This window comes from Aquimarina mycalae (assembly GCF_029906345.1).
Taxonomy (GTDB): Bacteria; Bacteroidota; Bacteroidia; order Flavobacteriales; family Flavobacteriaceae; genus Aquimarina.
The window spans coordinates 127,261-145,504 of sequence record NZ_JARYGY010000009.1 but is presented as its reverse complement, the minus strand read 5'-3'; the positions used below and the strand labels follow the sequence as shown (position 1 = coordinate 145,504).

Sequence of the window (18,244 nt, the reverse complement as noted above, 5' to 3'; positions counted from 1 at the left end):
TCAGCGGTATAAAAGTTATATATGAAACGATTTTTTATACTGCTGATTAGCTTAATTTGCTGTAGTTGTTCTGGTCAAGAGCCTAAAATTAATGGAATTAGTTTTGTAGGCTCTCCTAGAGAAATTAATGAAACTAATATTGACCCAGTAGTACGTGTAAATGCGAATTGGGCAGCCGTAATGCCTTTTGGTTTTGTAAAAAATTTAAAAGAACCATCGGTAACATTTAATATAGAAAGACAATGGTGGGGAGAAAGAAGAGATGGAGCAAAGCGTACCATTGAGTTATTAAATCAAAGAGGAATCAAGGTAATGATGAAACCCCAGATATGGGTTTGGAGAGGTGAGTTTACTGGTAATATTTCAATGGATTCTGAGGAAGATTGGAACACTTTTGAAAGATCATATGAAGATTTTATCATGCTGTACGCTAAGTTGGCTCAGGAAATGAAAGTACCTCTTTTATGTATCGGAACAGAATTACACACCTTCGTTCAAAAGAGACCTAAATACTGGGATCAATTGATACAGAAAATAAAAGCTGTATATAAAGGAAAACTAACATATGCAGAGAACTGGGATCAGTTTGCAAATGCTCCCTTTTGGGATAAACTCGATTATATAGGAATAGATGCCTATTTTCCTGTTTCTGAGAGTAAAACGCCTACTATTGATGAAATGAAACAAGGTTGGCAGCAACATAAAACGAAGATAGAAGTATTGCAAAAGGCTATTAAAAAACCTGTTTTATTTACAGAATATGGATACAGAAGTATGCATTATACAGGAAAAGAACCTTGGGATTCTAACAGAACCAGTGGAGATGTAAACTTAGTAGCACAGAGTAATGCATTGTCTGCATTATATGATGAGTTCTGGAAAGAACCTTGGTTTGCTGGAGGGTTTCTTTGGAAATGGTATCATAATCATGATGAAGTTGGAGGAGAAGATAATAATAGATTTACGATACAAAATAAACCATCAGAAAAGGTAATACAAACATTGTATAAAGGTGACTAAGATCATGTTATAGTATTTAGTTTCTGTTACATTTTTTATGATTATAACGAAAATGAAAATACTATATAATTGGATAGATCTTTAGTTTCATTAATAAAAACGACTGATGAAATATATAATATGATTGCTGATACATCAAAATGTATTTCAGATGACAATATGGTATACTTTCAGTAGCCAAGGCTTTTCAAAAAAACTTTCAGGATTTTAAACTGGATAATATAGTATTTAATATTACGTAAAATACTTCTTCAATCAACTCCAATAGATCCATATAGAGTTTCTCTCTAATGGATGTAAGTGAGTAATTGAGAGAATTATATTTGTTGAAAAAGATTTATATAGACCATTTAAGGGATGTACTACCTTTTTCTAATATGCGCACCTTTTTTATAAGAAGGTTTTTGAAAAAGAAAATATGAAAAATAAGATCTTAATGATGATCGTTTTTTTGGTATGCAGTAATATTTGGGGACAACAACCCACCATATCAGAATTAGAAATTAACGGATTGAAAAGAACTAAAGAATTTTTTATTAGAAGATTGGCCAAGATAAAGCCTGGTTCAGTATACGACTCGTTAAGAATTGAAACAGATATAGCACGTTTAAAAAGATTACCAGGAATAGCAAATGCAACATATAATATTAAAAAGGATCAAAATCAGAATTATACAATTACCTATGAGATAGAAGAAAACTTTACGATTATTCCTGGCTTTAATATAGCTACCGCTACTAATGGTGAGTTTGCTTTTAGAGTATCATTATTTGAATTTAATTTATTGGGAAGAAATCAAATATTAGGAGGTTTTTATCAACGTGATGTTTTTGATTCTTATGGTGGATATTGGGAAGCTCCATATCTGTTTACCAATAAGTTCGGTTTTGGGATCAATTATAAAAACTTAGTTTCTCAGGAACCAGTTTTTTTTGAAAATAATACAGTAAATTATAAATTCGATAGTAAAGCACTGGAAGTAAATCTACTATATGAGTTTGATTTTCATAACAGAGCCGAAATCGGAGTTAATATTTCGAAAGAAGAATATGATTTTTTAGATGGCAATTTACCAACAGGAATACCCATTAGTTTGTCCGCCGAGAAAATTGCATATCGAGGAGAGTACGAGTATAATAATATAAACATAGATTATCAGTATGTGTCTGGATTTAGGAGCTTGTTGGATGTTAGATTTGTTACAGGAGGTGATGAATTTTTAAAAAACTCCTTTATAGGAAGAAATGATTTCGAATATTTTAAGAGAATAGGAGAAAAAGGAAATTGGGCAAATAGACTTAGATTAGGTTTTGCGTCTAATGATGAGTCGCCTTTTGCTCCCTTTGCAGTAGATAATCAACTTAATATTCGTGGAACAGGAAACACCATAGATAGAGGAACAGCTTCTATGGTTTTAAATACTGAATATAGACATACATTATATGAAAAAGGCTGGTTTGTTATTCAAAGTAATGCCTTTATAGATGCTGGAACTTGGAGAAATCCAGGAGGAGACTTATCGGGCTTGGTTGATGGTAGTACGTTACGTTTTTATCCTGGATTGGGAATCCGTTTTATACACAAACGTATTTTTAATGCTGTGTTTAGATTAGATTATGGATATGGAATAGGAAATGATTCCAGTAATGGAATTGTTTTCGGGATTGGTCAATATTTTTAATTGTAAATAATAATGAACTTTATTTTTTGATTTTTTAGAAAACATGATAAAACACTCAATACGAAAAAAACTATCCATTACCGCTTACTTATTAGTGATGTTTTTTTGTGGATTTGCGCAACAAAATATAGTTACAGATCTTAAAGTACAAGGAAACAAAAAAACAAGAGCATCGTTTATCAAAAAGATAGCAAAAGTTAAAGCAGGTACAGTGCTAGACTCTCTGGCCATAGAAAATGATATTAAACGAATTAAAAGATTACCTTCTGTAGCTCATGCATATTATCAGGTATTTAAGGCTCAAAATGAAGGTGAGTATAACGTATTCTATAGTATCGAGGAAAACTTTACAATTATTCCTAGTGCCAATGTATATACTACTAACGACGATGAATTTGCGTTTAGAGTTGGCCTGTATGAGTTTAACCTTTTTGGGCAGAATATCACATTTGGAGGCTTTTATCAAAATGATATCTATAGCTCTTATGGAGCCAATCTTAGAGCACCGTATTTGTTTAGTAGTAAATTAGGTCTAGCCTTTAATTATCAAAACCTAACTACTCAGGAGCCTGTGTTTTTAGAAACGGGGACAGCAGATTATAAATATAATAATACATCTTATGAATTATTAGGGCTATACGAATTCAATTTTCATCATCGTATTGAGCTTGGAGTAAATTACTTTAATGAAGATTATAGATATAAAAGAGGAGCAACGGGTCCTGATGTTCCTTTGGATTTTGATGTAAATAAATTATTGTATAAACTAATATATGAGTATAACAATCTAGATTATGATTTTCAGTATGTTTCGGGGTTTAGAAGTATTGCTAATTTTCAATATGTAATTAGTACCGAAAATGTACTACCAGATTTTTTAATTGGGTGGAACGACTTTTTGTATTACCATAGAATAGGAGAAAAAGGAAACTGGGCATCTAGACTACGATTAGGATTAGCAACCAATGATGATTCTCCGTTTGCTCCCTTTGCTGTGGATAATAATTTAAATATTCGAGGTGTCGGGAATACTATAGATAGAGGAACTGGAGTAATCGTACTCAATACAGAATATAGACATACTTTATATGATAAAGATTGGTTTGTATTACAAAGTAATGTTTTTGTAGATGGTGGTAGTTGGCGAAATCCAGGAGGTGATTTTGGGGATTTTGGCGATACTCAAAATTTTAGAGTGTATCCTGGTGTAGGATTGCGTTTTATGCACAAACGTATTTTTAATGCTATTTTTAGAATAGATTATGGGTATGGCGTTACTGAAGATTCAACTAATGGATTTGTATTTGGTATTGGACAATACTTTTAATTAATTTAGTATAAAATATATGAGTGTGTTAAAAATGAGTTAATTAATTACCGAACGTTTGGTAAAAAACCATAAACCTTTATATTTGTACCATTATGAGACCCGTAAAAGTAGAAGATAAGCAATTAATAGAAGGCCTTAATCAAGTGTTTCGGACCAAAGGTTATGAAGGCGCAAGTCTGAATGAACTAGCCGAAGGCGCAGGATTAAAAAAAGCAAGCTTGTACCATAGATTTCCTGAAGGGAAAAAAGAAATAGGATTAGCGGTATTGTCATATTCTTCGGATTGGTTACAGAAAAATTTATACAGTATACTAGCCGATCAAAGTATATCCCCAAAGTCAAGATTAGAATTGGTAGTAGTAAAGATCAGTGAATTGTATGATTATGGTAATGAGACTTGTGTACTTAGAGCGCTCTCTATGGAAACGGGAATGCAAATTTTTGGAGAAGAAATAAAAAACGAAATGACTCGTTGGATTGCAAGTTTTGCAGCTTTAGGGTTGGACTTTGGATTTTCTAAAGAGAAGGCATCAAAAATCGCCAGACAAGGACTTATTAATATACAAGGGAGTTTAGTTGTAGCTAATGCTATGTCTGATAATACTTTGTTTATAGATGCTTTGGATAACATAAAAGAATTATATAACAATTAAATATTTTTTACCAAAATTTATTACCGAACGTTCGGTAAATTAACAATTACAAAACTTTATATTATGAGAACATTAAAAATTAAATTAGTAATTGCGATAGCAATAATTAGCTCAGTAACATTATATTCATTTACAAATGAGGCATTGCAAGCAAGTATAACAGCAGAATATCCTTCTAAATCTACATCATACAAAACCGTTGAGGTACAAGGGATAGAAATATTTTATAGAGAAGCAGGTTCTAAAAATAAACCAACAATTCTTTTATTACACGGATACCCAACATCATCCCATATGTTTCGTAATTTGATCGTTGATTTATCTAATGATTACCATGTATTAGCACCTGATTATCCTGGATATGGAAGGTCAGAACAACCTCTATTATCCGAGTTTGATTATACATTTGATAATATGGCATTAATTATTGAAGGTTTTTTAGAGAAATTAGAGGTTAAAAAATTTAGTGTGTACCTTATGGATTATGGTGCGCCAGTAGGATATAGAATTGCTACAAAATATCCCAATAGAGTGACATCATTAATTGTACAGAATGGTAATGCATATATAGAAGGAATTACAGATTTTTGGAATCCACTTAAGAAATATTGGGCAGATCCTTCTTTAGAAAATGGAAAACCTCTTGAAGGTTTTCATCATATAGATGGTTTAAAATGGCAATATACCCATGGAGTAAAAGACGTAACTAAAATTAGTCCAGACAATTGGGAGATAGATTTAAGACACATTTCAAGAAAAGAAAATAATGAAATTCAATTAGCTATGTTTTATGACTATCGAACTAATATTTCATTGTATCCTAAATGGCAAAAATACCTAAGAGAATATCAACCACCTACACTAGTCGTTTGGGGTCAAAATGATCAGATTTTTCCTGCTTCTGGAGCATATCCATATAAAAAAGATTTAAAAAACATTGAATTTCATTTATTAGATACGGGACATTTTGCATTGGAAGAGAAGGGAGATGAAATAGCAAATTATATTCTAAAATTCTTAAAAAAGAATGGTATAAAATAATCCTAAGATCTTAGAGATTGCAGTGATCAAATAAAGCTGTCAGAAAAGCATACAAATGTTGTTAAAATGAGCTTGTAGAAGTTTTTAACCTCTGAATTTTCAAAATCGTCTTCGACAAGCTCAGACAGCTATATTTCTTTATTGATTTTAACTGGCTAAATCGTACGGATAATAGAAACAGCTTTTGCTTTACTTTTTTCAAAGAAATTTGTGTCCATCGTTGTACCTTGTAGAGATAAGAAAGTTACATCAGTGATCCCTATTAGACCTAATACAGTTTGTAAATAGGGTTGTAGAAAATCTAAAGCCTTCATTTCTTCAGAAGTATATACTGCTCCCGCAGTAGTAATTATGTAAGCTTTCGTATCTTGGATTTTACCAAAAAAAGCATTTTCTTCAGTAACACCAAACGTAACGTTAATTCTCACAATATGGTCGATCCATGCTTTAAGAGCAGATGGAACTCCGAAGTTGTACATTGGTGTGCTTATCAACAATATATTAGTGTTCTTTAATTCAGAGATTAATTGATCTGATAGACTCGTTGCATCTGCTAATTCTTCTGTGAAATTTTCTGGTGGTGTATAAAAACCTTCAATTGTTTGTTGGTTAATATGTGGGATTGGAGTTTTTATCAAATCTCGAATGATTACTTCTCCATTTGGGTTAGATCGTAACCACTGTTGTTGAAATTGGTCGGCAACCATACGGCTATCTGATCCTTCAGTTCTTGAACTAGCATCTATTCTTAAAAGTTTCATGATAATTTTATTTTTTAGTGTGTAAGTATTGATATATTGATGTAAAATCTAATTCGCCATAACCTTGTTGTTTAGCTTGGGCAAATATTTCTTTAGTAATGTTTAAGTTAGGAGCGGTGATTTCTTGTTCATATGCCGAAATACTTGATAAATGAAGGTCTTTATGTATCCATTTTAATGGAAAATTAGCCTCATAATTATTAGTTTCCAGTTTCGGACGAATAGCCGTAATGACTGGTGCAACGACTGGTGTGTTTAACAAGACATTAAACAATGTTTCTTTGGGTATTCCCATAGCCTCACCCATAATCAATGCTTCAGTAAATGCTACCATAGATTGACCCAATAGTTGATTGATAAGCATTTTTATAGATGCTCCATTTCCAATCTTGCCAAGACTTAAAGTTTTTTTTCCCATGATGTCAAATAGCGGAGAAGCTTCTTGAATATCCTCTGTTTTACCACCTACTAGAAATAAGAGTTCACCTTTTTCAGCAGGACCTCTGGTTCCAGCAACGGGAGCATCCAAATAGCGAATGTGGTTTTTTTGAGCAATAACTCCCATTTTTACAGTAAAAGAAGGATTAACAGTACTAGAGTTTATCCAAATAGAACCTTTATTCATGTTTTTTAGAAACCCATTGGTTCCAAGTGCAACTTCTTGAACTACTTCTGGAGTAGAAAGCATTGTAATTAGTATTTCTGAATTTTTAGCAACTTCTTTTGGGGTGTTGGCCCAAATGGCTCCATGGCGTATGAGTTCTGTTGCCTTTTCTTTAGTTCGATTATAAATCGTTAACCGATACCCTTTTTTTTGAAGATTAGTTGCCATATTACAACCCATGATACCAAGGCCTATAAATCCTATTTTTTTCATTTGTATATATTTAGTTTTATACAAATGTCATTGAAAATTAAAGGGGTAAATTTTCAAAAAAACTAAAAGTTGTGTTTTTCGGTCAAAAAGTTAGATTAGAATATATTTTCTATACTTAATCTGAAATTTTTTGGGAGAAATCCCGAATTTACTTTGAAAAACTTTAATAAAATGTGATGTATTTTCGTACCCTGTTTCTAAAGCAATATTAGTAACAGAACTATTGGTTTTTTGTAGTAAAATTGCTGCTTTCTCCAGTCGTCTTTGTATCAACCATTTTTTTGGGGACACTCCAAATTTAGATTTAAAATCTCTTCTGAAGGTTGAGATGCTTCTTCCAGTTAAGTATGCGTAGTCTTCAACATCTAATGGTTTGTCAAAGTTCTCAGACATAAAGGTTTTTATATTTTTTTTGGCTCTTTTTTTAAGCTGTTGTAATATGGCAATAAATTCGTTTCCTCTTGTTGAGATACTTATTAGATGGAGTAATTCTAATAGTTTAGGTTTGGTAAATTGGTGTTGATTTTTGTTTCTATACAACATAATCAAGGTGTCTGTAAACAGTCTTAAGTTTTGGTTATAATCCAATACTAACATCTTTGATGAATTTTCAAGAATACAGCTTTCAAAATTGGTCAAAAATTCACTTGTAATTCCTTCGTCAAAAAAGAAGACTACAGCTTCAAAGGACCCACTTTCGGGTATAATATCAGAGATTAAGTATAATCCTTTGGGTAAAAGAATGAGCTGATTTTTATGTACAATGGTTAAATCTCCTTCGGGCGTTTCTATACGTAATCCGCCATTTAAAACTAGAGTTAATGCATGAGACGCCAGATAACGTTGATTCTGTAGGTCAACTTGTTGTACATTCTTTAAAATTACGCAAGACAGACCATCCATCAATACTTTTTCAATTTTAGGATGCTGATAAAATGCTTGAGGTACTACTTTCATAACACACAAAAATCTAAAGAATCTGGAAACCCAAATCACGGTATTTGTTAAAAGTAGTGATTTTCGGTCAAATTTATCGGATTGAGTGTTTTCTATATTTCAAATTCATAGTACTAACAAATAGCCCTTGCGAGTTTTTTATTTGGGGGATTTTACGCTATTTTTAGAATCAAAACCCAAAATAACCGCAGAAATAAACGTTTATTATACGTTTGTAAATGGTTATTAATAACCATAAAATAGAAATATAGTTAACAGGGTAACTATTTCAATTGTTAGACATCATTAAATTATGGAAGCAATAGGTGGAATTATAATTTTTTTAAGTTGGGTATTGACAAATACCATTCATCAAAACTTTAAGGATTTAAAACAATCTTTAAATTCTGCAAATGGTACGTTTAGGCTGTATAATACGTTACACGAAGTAAGGTCGATGGTAAACTCTGTAGCAGCAGAAGTAATACAAAGAAATCCAAATGATAAGGATGCTTCTCAATTTAGAGCGGGGAAACATGCTAATAAGGATATTGAACTTATCAGAAACGATTTTTCAATGACACGGCTGAACGCTCAGCAGGTCAATGAACTAATGGATTTTACGGCTGAGGTAAACGCTTTATCAATAGCCTTAGATGATGAAAACGATACACATAAGGAAATTCAATATACAATGAGAGGTGTTGGAGATTTAGTCGAACGTTATCGAAAACTTGAAAGAGCAGCCGAAAGAGAATTGAATGTTTCCAATGATTTCACGACCCTAAGTGACTTCAAAGCAATTCCAGATTATATCGCAACATATAAAAGGGATATTCTTCCACAGGTTCCTGAGTTTTACCCGAAGATTATTGAATTATCCAATATTAGGAACAATGAAGCTTCAAAAAAGCTCTCTAAATTGAAGAAGAGAGCAAAACTCTCAAGATATGCCTCGATAATTGTATATATTATTGGAACGACTTTAATCATTTGGTCGAAACTTGAAAAATAAATAATGCGTAACAAAAAATAAAGTGTATTGGAAAAGCATTTTTAAACCTCAAATGGAGACTTTCCTATCCTTACTTATAAATTTTTATCTGATGAATTGTTTAGTTTTAGAAATTTGATCTGCTAGTTTTCGGTCAAAAATCTATTGTGTAAATACAATTGTCCCTTGCAGTATAAACTCATCTGCAATGGCATTTTCTTTCATACGCTTAAAAATACTTGGTGAATTATGGTTAACACTGTATTTAGTTCTGTTAATGGTATAATTGAATTTTAGAATAAGCCCAGATTCAGTTTGTTCAAGGGTTACAGGAATGTTTTCTGAGTTCGTTTTTCCTTTAATGGTAAGCACTCCATTAAGAATAGCATTGGTATTGTTTATTTGTGTAGCATTTTTTGTAGAAAACGCTGCTTCAGGATAGGTCTCTACTTCAAAAAAATCCTCATTCTTCAGATGATTTTTTAGATCATTATTTTCATGATCTATACTTTTCATATCGATGATCAAATGTAAAGATGAGATTGTACTTTTTGTAATAGAAATAGTTCCTTGTTGAAGTGTTATTGATCCTTTTAAAGAGTAGGAACTAAATGCTGCTTTTCCTGTCCAGAATAGTGTAGAGTTTTTTTTATCTAATTTATAATTTTGGCTATGGATTTTTTGTATTCCAATAGTGAAGCAAATGGCGATAATGATTGTCTTCAATGTTTTCATTTTAGATGTTTTTAGTTTAAGAGTGAATTTGTTGTTTCGATTTTTTCATACCCACAGACTTTTTCACCTTTTTTGGTAACACCTATGAAATACCACATTGCCCATCCTCCAAAAACTGAACGATCAATACGCCAATTATTCGCCCAAGTGTATGGTTGGGATTGTTTCATTACTTCTTTTTTAGTACCGAAGTTTTTGTTTAACTCCTTCAACGGGTATGATTTTCTTAAATTCCACGTATTGTTATAAAATAGATATGCACCAAATTCGATAATTGTTATCTCACTTTCTTTACATAAAATAGCTGTATTGTGCTTCCAATAATATTGATTGTCAATCTTAATTGGATCAATGGTTTTAGGAAAGTTGTTTACCTCAATTGCTTTACGTAATATTTTTAATTTCTCAGGTAATTCGTCTTGTATTGGTGTTCCATAATTCCTTTGTGCATACATGGATAGGGAACAAAAAATCGCTAAAAATAGAATTGCTTTTTTCATAATTACTTTATTTTTTCTGCAATCCAAACTGCCAAAAAGCCTCTATCCACAGCATGCGTAGAACCATATAGTTTACCATCTTTATAGTAAAAACTTGTATTATAGGTACCACTATTGTCTCCAGAGATTAAAGCAACATAAATAACATCTGATTGTGTATTAATCTTTCCTTCTTTTATTTTAACTCCTTCTCTATAAAATGTTCCATGAACTGAATTAGAATTCACTTTATTTATACGCATCATAGCATAATTGGTGTCTGTTTTATCTTGAGGACTCATATCTAATTGCCATTCACCAATTAATAGCTGTATATCCTTATCATTTTCTTGAGCAATGTTTGAGAATGAAAAAAGAAAAAGAATGATAAAAGAGAATTGTTTTAAAGACGTAGTCTGTTTCATTTTTTTTGATTTTAGAATTTGTATGAAACAAATATTGATCAAAAACAGAAAAAAATCGTTTCAATTTGCTAAATGAGACTAATTTTGGGTGAAGTCAGGGTTTCAATTTTTTAATTGAAACCTTTACGTTTGAGATTTTAGATAGCTTGGGGGATTTCCAGTAATTTTCTTTACAGTTCTGTTAAAAGAAGCTTTAGAATTAAAACCTGCTTCATAGGCTAATGCAAGAAGGGTAAAATTATCATTTTTGGGATTACTAAGTAATTTTTTTACTTCTTCAAAACGAAGTTCATTTATATAATCATTAAACTTTTTCTGATAAATAGTATTTAAACATTTAGTTACCAAATAAGGTTTTACAGCGAGTTGTTTCGAGAGAGAAGCCAGTGTAAGCTCAGGATCCTTATAGAGTTGTTCTTTCTTCATTTTAATCTCTAAGGTTTTACCTATATCTTTTAGCTGTTTTTTCTCTTTAGCAGTGATTGTAGGAACTTGTTTGAATGCACTTTCTTTTCTTCTGGCAAAACCTTCCAGACCTAACCAATAGGTGATAATTGCCATTCCTATGAATACAGGATGTCCATAGAAAAAATTACTGGCAAAATTAAAGAAGAAAAAGTCAATTAATATTCCGAACACATATATGATGGAGAATATTTTCATTACTAAGATGACTCTCTTTATCCAGTTAAGCTTCTCTTTAATAATTTTAAATCCTTCTACCTCAGAAATATTAACAAGTATTTTTTCGGCTTTAATACTATAAAAGATGATTAATGCTCCAGAAACGATAAACATTGTAGGATAATGCATCCAAACAACATAGCCCCAATATCCTAGCCACGAAAGACTTTCTCGGGTACCATCCCAATAAAAATTTTGTGTTTTTATAAAAAAGCTCCAGACAAATTCTATAAGTACAGGAAGGAAATGAATCCAATCTTTTCTTAAAAGTTTAAATGCGGGGTTCACATAGCTTTTTACAAAAAAATAGATTAGTGTACCATAAATCCAATTGTATTCTAATAATATATGATACCATAAATCATATCGACCTAGTCCAAAAATATTTAAGGTTTCTACGATAAGGCGATAAGAGAAAAAGAATAATATAGAAGCAAGAAATCTATTGGCGATATAATGGACACCTTGTTTTTGCCATAAAATAACACCAAAGATAATTCCTTGAATGGCACCAATACAAAGTAATATAATTAAGAGTATTTCTATAGTTTCCACTTCCTTAAAGATAAAGAAGAAGATTTAAGAAACAACTTTTTCCTTATAATAACGATATAAATCTTCTGATGAAGCTCCTAACCATCTTCTCATATGTATATTTAGAAAATGGTACTGTAATCGCCATACCCCAATTTCTCTGTAACGTCTGGCAGAAGTAATAACATACTCAGGTATAATAACGAATTTATCAATAGCAAAAAGTCGATCTACCAGATCATTATCTTCGTAGACAACATAAGACTCGTCATAGCCATTAATTTCTTCGAATAGAGATGTTGTAATAAACTGACTTTGATCTCCTCCTCTACATCTTTTACTTTCGAACTGTGTAAGCCATCCAAGAAAACGGAGCCACCAATGATTGGAGTCAAATTTCATTCTAAAACATCCCGCTTCATTGCCCTTATTGATTTCTTGTATAATATGTTGATCATAGTTTTTAGGAGGAAAAGAGTCGGCATGTAAGAAGTATAGAATGTCTGCAGATGCTTCTGCTGATCCTTTGTTCATTTGTTTAGCACGACCTTTTTCAGAAAAAACCAATTTAATTGTTGTTTCTTGTTCTTTAGCAAATCCCTGAATGACTTCTTTGGACTCATCTGTACTTCCACCATCTACGACAATAATTTCTTTAATAGTGTCTTTTGAACTAGCAGCATGTATCAAATGCGAAAGCAGCTTACTAATAGTAGCTGCCTCGTTTAATATAGGGATGATTATTGATATTTTCAAAAGCTAGGGTTTTATGCGAATATAACACTACTCATTTAGACTCCAATTATACTTTTTATACCCTTTCTTAGGTTGCTTATCTATTTTTACCTTAGAATACTTATTAATAAATGCCTTAGCATCTTCTCCATCTACCTTAAAATCTTTTTTAAACCAACTAAAAATTTTAGACACTTCTACAACGTCTTCTGTAATAGTGTTTCTTAGAGGGTCGTTGATAAAGTTTCCTGTAAGGGTATCAAGCGCATTATCTACGTTTCTTGCAGTAAAGGCTCTGTTCCATACAATAGGACAAGAAAAGGAAGCACAATTAATAGCAAAATGAATTCTTGGGTCACCTAATTTTCTGAGAATTTTATGTTCTAGTTCATTTAAACTATGTAATACTCCATTGATTTTAAAAAACTTTCTATCCCAAGGGTTTTTAATCTCTTTGATACTTTTTAAAGGGTAATTGTCTATTATTAGTTTGATAGTATAGGCATTATATGCGTTAATCCAATAAGCTAATGTTTCTTCTTTACTCCAACTGGTTGCAGGTGGATTATCAGAAAGGTATGTAAAATATTCATAAAGTTTTGCACTGTCTCTCATGAATCCTTTATAGTCAACTTTACCATCTTCAGAAACATTAATTAATAAAATTTGGTCCCACACAGCATGATCTAAATTTTCCTGCGCTTTTATTTGAAATGAAATTAAAAGTAGTACTAAGGATATAATTATTTTAGGGGTCTTCATTTTTAATTTTTTTTGGAGATATCTCCAGGTTCATCTAATCTTTTGGTTAATTTATAAGGTTGTTAAATTTCAATTTAATTTTTTATCTTCCTTTATAACGGAATCTTTTAATAAATATTCATAAACACCTGGCTTTAGTCCAAAGTTTGTGCCATACCTTACATAAGTTTTGTGATTAGGTTCTAATTTTGGTAAGGTTTTATTTTTCAAGTATTGTGAATTAGCATCCTATTCCGTATCATTGTAATCGAACTATTTTTATATGATTAGTACAGTTTTAACACTTCCCTGTGGAGTAACCTTGAATAATAGGCTGGTGAAATCGGCTATGACAGAACGCATTAGTAATAGGAAATATGAACCTACTAAAGGCCACCAACAGTTATATGAAGATTGGGCTCTTACTGGAGCAGGTCTCTTAATTACTGGCAATGTTGTAATAGATCGTACGCATCTTGAATCTGCAGGAAATGTGTGTTTTGATGATGATAAGATGTTACCTAAATTAAAAAGTTGGGCGGCATCGGGCAAAAAGTTAGGCAATCATATTTGGGTTCAGATTTCGCACTCAGGAAGGCAAACAAATAGATTTGGCACTGCTAGACCTTTAGCTCCTTCAGAAGTGCAATTGAAAAAATTGGGACTCTTCGGTAAACCCAAAGCAATGACTGAGCAAGATATTCAGAATGTGATTAAAGGTTTTACCAAAGCAGCAAAATTAGCAAAAGAAGCAGGGTTTACTGGAGTACAAATTCACGCTGCACATGGATATCTATTAAGTCAGTTTTTATCACCTAATACTAATTTTAGAACTGATCATTGGGGAGGAAGTCTCGAAAATCGTAGTCGCCTATTAATTACTATTATTAGAGAAGTAAGAAAAATTGTTGTTGCAGATTTTCCTATTTCGGTAAAACTAAATTCTGCGGATTTTCAGAGAGGTGGATTTTCTGAAGAAGACTCGCTTGAAGTTGTAAAAATGTTAGATCAAGAAAAAATTGATTTATTAGAAATATCGGGAGGAACTTATGAAAAGTTAGCTTTCTTCTTGATGAATGAGGAAGGCTCTGAACTTAAAGAAAGTACTAAACAAAGGGAGGCATATTTTATTGATTTTGCAAAGAAAATAAGAGCAGTAAGTAAATTGCCCTTGATGATTACTGGTGGTTTTAGGTCATATGATTTTTGTAATGAAGTATTATCAAACGGAGAGGTTGATCTTATCGGTATGGCACGCCCGTTTATTACCAATAGAGAAGATATTTCTTCGTTTTTAAAAGGAGAATTATCACATTTAAATAATCTTGTTTTGCGTACAGGATTAAAACAATTTGAAGATGCTGCAGAAGGTGGCTTCTATGCTAGACAGTTGATACGTTTTTCTAAAGGAAAAGGGTTAAAAACCAACATGAATCCTTTGTGGTGTTCTATGTTTTTGGTGCTTTATGAATTTAGAAAAGCAATGGCTAAGAAATTATCCTAAGAATGGTTTTTAAGAGGCGCTGTATTTTTAAGCGGTAATTCAATAATAACTTTGGTTCCTTTAGAGTTATTTTCAGGACCAACATTTTCAAAAACCAAATTATAATCCTCAATGCTGTTCTGAGCAAAAAGAATTAAACGTTCTTTGGTAATATCAATTCCTAAGGATTTATGTTTAATACTTTTGTTTTTTTGTATTTCCAGCGACTTAAGCATTCCGATTCCATTATCCTGAATAGTTATTTTAAGTTTTTGTTGATACTTAGCAATATGGATTTTAATTGTTTTTTTTCCTTTCTTATTGGCTAACCCATGCCAAATTGAATTTTCTACAAAAGGTTGTAATATAAAAGGAGGAATTTTGATATTATTAGTAGATACAATGTTGGCATCGATTTTCATGGTAAAATCAATCTGATTTTCGAATCTAAGATTCTCTAAGAGTACGTATAGTTTAGTGATTTCTATTTCTTTTTCAAGTGACACATATTCTTCTAAAGAATGATTAAGGATATTTCGTATCAGTTTAGAGAACTTGTTTAAGTAATCTATAGAATTTTCTTTATTATTACTAATGATACTCGCTTTTATAGAGTTTAATATGTTAAAGATAAAATGAGAATTTACTTGACTTCTAAATACTTTAGATTTTAGACTGTTAATACTATTTTTGAACTCTAATTCTATTTCTTTTTTAGTAAAATCTTCAACTTTATCTTTAAGAATACGATTGTTATATTCTACCAACTTTTTATTGGTTTCTAATTGATCAATAAGTTTTATTTGATATTCGTTTTTTTGTTCAAATATCTGATATACTTTGATTCCTAATGCAACTGCAAAAAAGATAAACTCGATGAGAACACCGATCATAAAAAATACTAGAGGAAAATCTACTTTTTTAGTGACCGAAAAATACATAGATATCAAGGCAGATAAGATATAAATAGTCGATCCAATGATAATAAAATGCTTGGCTGGATCATTGGATTTAAATATTTTATATAGTACATATGCAGCAAAAGGAACAAAAACAGGGATATAGAAAAAGAGTATAAATTTTTCAAAATTGTACGAGATACTTCTTGTTGGAGTATGCAATACGAAATAATTAAGAAGAGTGTATCCTAAACAAATGATACCCATTGACCAGATAAACCGTAGTATTATTTTATCCAGTTTAGGGTTGTTCTTTTTAAAATTGAAGAATGTTCTAATGAACTGCGTATAAAGTAAATAATAAACAAATTGCACAGGCCAATTAATAAGCGTGGTAAGCGGTATTCCATAAATAATACGAGACTCATGAATTAGAGGCATAGCCTGAAAAGCTATATAGATATTTAAAAATATTGCATATAACGAATAATACAGAAAACTTTTTTCCTTTACTTTTAAGTATATAAGAAAATTAATAGTGGAGAGTAAAAAGATTGCTCCTAATGTCCATCCAAAAAATAGAATCTGTGATAAGTATGCGTAGTCTTTCAAAAAATAATTTATTTAAGAATATGTTTAAGTAATTCATTTTTCTTACTTCTAGACACTGGTATATTTTTACCATTCAGAAGAATAACTTCACCTCCATCACCTCTGTAGTATTCTTTAATCGAATTTATATTTACGATAAAGGATTGATGGATCCTTATAAAGTAATTATCGTCTAATTGATGGGATAATTGTTTTAAGTTTTTAGAGATTACATGCTTAATTCCGCTGTCAAGAAATACTTGGGTATAACTGCCATCAGATTCACAATACAAAATTTCTTTTTGATCAACCAGAACTATTTTCTTTTCCATTGGTAATGCAATTTTAGCATTATTTGTGTCTAGTAATTCTAAGTTGTGTTTTATATATGACTTTAGGTTATCTCCAAGTGTTTCGTTTTGTTTATTTACGACCACTTTATTAACTGCCTGCACCAATTCTTGTTTCTCTATAGGTTTTAACAAATAATCAATAGCGTTCAGTTTAAAAGCTTTGATCGCGTAGTTGTCGTATGCTGTAGTAAATATAAGATCAAAACTCTTGAATTCTAATTGGTTTAAAAGCTGAAAACCATCAAGTTCTGGCATTTCTATATCTAAAAATAACACATCTGGTTTGACCTCATTTATTGCTTGTATTGCCTCTACTGGGTTATTAGAAGAAAATACCACATCTACCTCTTTACAATTAGTTTCTATTTCCCATTTTAAGGTGTTAATTGCTAATTGTTCGTCGTCAATTATGATGGCTTTTAACATTTTATTTAGGTTTAGTTCCTACAATACTAATTAATTTATTCTAATAACTTACAGGTTTTCTGCATCTAAACCTACCATTTTTTTCCTGATTTCTTTAATAAACTGCTAATTATGAATTGTAAAAGACCAAATATAAACTCGCAGTTGAAATGCAATTTTATTGTTCTAAAATTTGTCCTGTAACTATTCGGCATTTATCTGATTATTAGATTTTTGAATTAGATATGGCATAAGTTATGAGTTTATGTATTTACTAAAAAGGGGTTATTCCTTATGTGCGATTTATAAGATTATCCCCTTTTAGTTTTTTTAATAAACTCTTTTTAAATCTTTTAAAACCTAATCCTTTAAAATGTACAATCTAATAAAACCATTATTGATTGATTCTATAATCTTTCATATTAAAGAAAGCCAATTTGATCTTCAATTCATAGTAGAAAAATTCCAATTACTTTAATTAATGATAGTGCATAGGCGTTTGATGATGTCTATTTCTAATCGGTTAAAACGTATTGGTTTTTTTCTTTTAGAACGAAATAACTAACCTCGAAAAATCAGTCAAACGGAATCAATCAGTGTTTTGATTGGAAAATATTCTTGTAAGCTCAGACACAATGCTTGAGTGTCTATAAATGTTCAAGCACACATTTTATTTAACTTTTTAATTCTCACAATTATGTTAAAGAACATTTTAAAAATCGAAGGGGTTCAGGAATTGGACAAAGCCGAACAAAAATCGCTTCAGGGAGGTTTAGGTTGGAAACCTTGTACTCAAATCCAAGGCCTATGTTGTCAAGGAGGAGGGAATCAATGTTATGCAGGAAGATGTACAAGTAGAGGTTGTTTCTATTATTAATAGGGGTAAT

Annotated in this window: 19 protein-coding genes; 8 read left to right on the top strand and 11 right to left on the bottom strand. The window is 31.2% G+C overall.

What is annotated here, in order from left to right; genetic code table 11:
* Nucleotides 1-21: 21 nt before the first annotated feature.
* The 5 genes from QBK95_RS20220 (at nucleotide 22) to QBK95_RS20200 (ending at nucleotide 5,725) form a co-directional block, all read left to right on the top strand.
* The gene (locus QBK95_RS20220; protein ID WP_280936369.1) at nucleotides 22-1,020 is read left to right on the top strand and encodes a glycoside hydrolase family 113; all 999 of its coding nucleotides are present in this window, start codon (nucleotides 22-24) and stop codon (nucleotides 1,018-1,020) included.
* A gap of 418 nt (nucleotides 1,021-1,438) precedes the next feature.
* Nucleotides 1,439-2,701 (top strand): POTRA domain-containing protein, encoded by a 1,263-nt coding sequence (locus QBK95_RS20215; RefSeq protein ID WP_280936368.1) that lies wholly within the window; start codon nucleotides 1,439-1,441, stop codon nucleotides 2,699-2,701.
* 43 nt (nucleotides 2,702-2,744) lie between these two features.
* Nucleotides 2,745-4,028 carry a BamA/TamA family outer membrane protein gene (locus QBK95_RS20210; RefSeq protein ID WP_445012641.1) on the top strand — a complete coding sequence of 428 codons (1,284 nt, stop codon included), beginning with the start codon at nucleotides 2,745-2,747 and terminating at the stop codon, nucleotides 4,026-4,028.
* Nucleotides 4,029-4,123: 95 nt separating this feature from the next.
* Nucleotides 4,124-4,684, top strand: a complete 561-nt coding sequence (locus QBK95_RS20205) for a TetR/AcrR family transcriptional regulator (RefSeq protein ID WP_280936367.1) — start codon at nucleotides 4,124-4,126, stop codon at nucleotides 4,682-4,684.
* Nucleotides 4,685-4,747: 63 nt separating this feature from the next.
* Nucleotides 4,748-5,725, top strand: coding sequence for an alpha/beta fold hydrolase (locus QBK95_RS20200; RefSeq protein ID WP_280936366.1), 978 nt, complete (start codon nucleotides 4,748-4,750; stop codon nucleotides 5,723-5,725).
* Between the two features lie 155 nt (nucleotides 5,726-5,880).
* On the opposite strand, the gene QBK95_RS20195 is transcribed toward QBK95_RS20200, so the two are convergent.
* The 3 genes from QBK95_RS20195 to QBK95_RS20185 form a co-directional block, all read right to left on the bottom strand.
* On the bottom strand, nucleotides 5,881-6,486 hold the full coding sequence (locus QBK95_RS20195; protein WP_280936365.1) for an FMN-dependent NADH-azoreductase: 606 nt from the start codon (nucleotides 6,484-6,486) through the stop codon (nucleotides 5,881-5,883).
* A gap of 7 nt (nucleotides 6,487-6,493) precedes the next feature.
* Nucleotides 6,494-7,387, bottom strand: a complete 894-nt coding sequence (locus tag QBK95_RS20190) for an NAD(P)-dependent oxidoreductase (RefSeq protein WP_348637351.1) — start codon at nucleotides 7,385-7,387, stop codon at nucleotides 6,494-6,496.
* A gap of 66 nt (nucleotides 7,388-7,453) precedes the next feature.
* Nucleotides 7,454-8,320 (bottom strand): helix-turn-helix transcriptional regulator, encoded by an 867-nt coding sequence (locus QBK95_RS20185; RefSeq protein WP_280936363.1) that lies wholly within the window; start codon nucleotides 8,318-8,320, stop codon nucleotides 7,454-7,456.
* Nucleotides 8,321-8,612: 292 nt separating this feature from the next.
* Between QBK95_RS20185 and QBK95_RS20180 the strand changes: the two genes are divergently transcribed.
* On the top strand, nucleotides 8,613-9,314 hold the full coding sequence (locus QBK95_RS20180) for a hypothetical protein (RefSeq protein WP_280936362.1): 702 nt from the start codon (nucleotides 8,613-8,615) through the stop codon (nucleotides 9,312-9,314).
* 141 nt (nucleotides 9,315-9,455) lie between these two features.
* Here QBK95_RS20180 and QBK95_RS20175 read toward each other — a convergent pair whose 3' ends face one another.
* From QBK95_RS20175 to QBK95_RS20150, 6 genes are all read right to left on the bottom strand, one after another.
* Entirely contained in the window at nucleotides 9,456-10,028 is a 573-nt protein-coding gene (locus QBK95_RS20175) for a YceI family protein (RefSeq protein ID WP_280936361.1), read from the bottom strand.
* A gap of 11 nt (nucleotides 10,029-10,039) precedes the next feature.
* Complete coding sequence (locus QBK95_RS20170) at nucleotides 10,040-10,528, bottom strand: hypothetical protein (protein ID WP_280936360.1); 489 nt, start codon at nucleotides 10,526-10,528, stop codon at nucleotides 10,040-10,042.
* A gap of 2 nt (nucleotides 10,529-10,530) precedes the next feature.
* On the bottom strand, nucleotides 10,531-10,932 hold the full coding sequence (locus QBK95_RS20165; RefSeq protein ID WP_280936359.1) for a hypothetical protein: 402 nt from the start codon (nucleotides 10,930-10,932) through the stop codon (nucleotides 10,531-10,533).
* A 123-nt stretch (nucleotides 10,933-11,055) separates the two neighbouring features.
* Nucleotides 11,056-12,171: a helix-turn-helix domain-containing protein gene (locus QBK95_RS20160; RefSeq protein ID WP_280936358.1), complete on the bottom strand. Its 1,116-nt coding sequence runs from the start codon at nucleotides 12,169-12,171 to the stop codon at nucleotides 11,056-11,058.
* 24 nt (nucleotides 12,172-12,195) lie between these two features.
* On the bottom strand, nucleotides 12,196-12,906 hold the full coding sequence (locus tag QBK95_RS20155; protein ID WP_280936357.1) for a TIGR04283 family arsenosugar biosynthesis glycosyltransferase: 711 nt from the start codon (nucleotides 12,904-12,906) through the stop codon (nucleotides 12,196-12,198).
* 27 nt (nucleotides 12,907-12,933) lie between these two features.
* Nucleotides 12,934-13,647, bottom strand: coding sequence for a DUF547 domain-containing protein (locus tag QBK95_RS20150; RefSeq protein WP_280936356.1), 714 nt, complete (start codon nucleotides 13,645-13,647; stop codon nucleotides 12,934-12,936).
* Between the two features lie 262 nt (nucleotides 13,648-13,909).
* Between QBK95_RS20150 and QBK95_RS20145 the strand changes: the two genes are divergently transcribed.
* Nucleotides 13,910-15,130 carry an NADH:flavin oxidoreductase/NADH oxidase family protein gene (locus QBK95_RS20145; protein WP_280936355.1) on the top strand — a complete coding sequence of 407 codons (1,221 nt, stop codon included), beginning with the start codon at nucleotides 13,910-13,912 and terminating at the stop codon, nucleotides 15,128-15,130.
* Here the strand turns inward: QBK95_RS20145 and QBK95_RS20140 are convergent.
* Nucleotides 15,127-16,620, bottom strand: a complete 1,494-nt coding sequence (locus tag QBK95_RS20140; protein WP_280936354.1) for a sensor histidine kinase — start codon at nucleotides 16,618-16,620, stop codon at nucleotides 15,127-15,129. The two genes, QBK95_RS20145 and QBK95_RS20140, sit on opposite strands and share 4 nt — an antisense overlap.
* An 8-nt stretch (nucleotides 16,621-16,628) precedes the next feature.
* Nucleotides 16,629-17,378, bottom strand: coding sequence for a LytR/AlgR family response regulator transcription factor (locus tag QBK95_RS20135; protein ID WP_280936353.1), 750 nt, complete (start codon nucleotides 17,376-17,378; stop codon nucleotides 16,629-16,631).
* 676 nt (nucleotides 17,379-18,054) lie between these two features.
* Between QBK95_RS20135 and QBK95_RS20130 the strand changes: the two genes are divergently transcribed.
* Nucleotides 18,055-18,234, top strand: coding sequence for a hypothetical protein (locus QBK95_RS20130; protein WP_280936352.1), 180 nt, complete (start codon nucleotides 18,055-18,057; stop codon nucleotides 18,232-18,234).
* The last annotated feature ends 10 nt before the right edge of the window (nucleotides 18,235-18,244 follow it).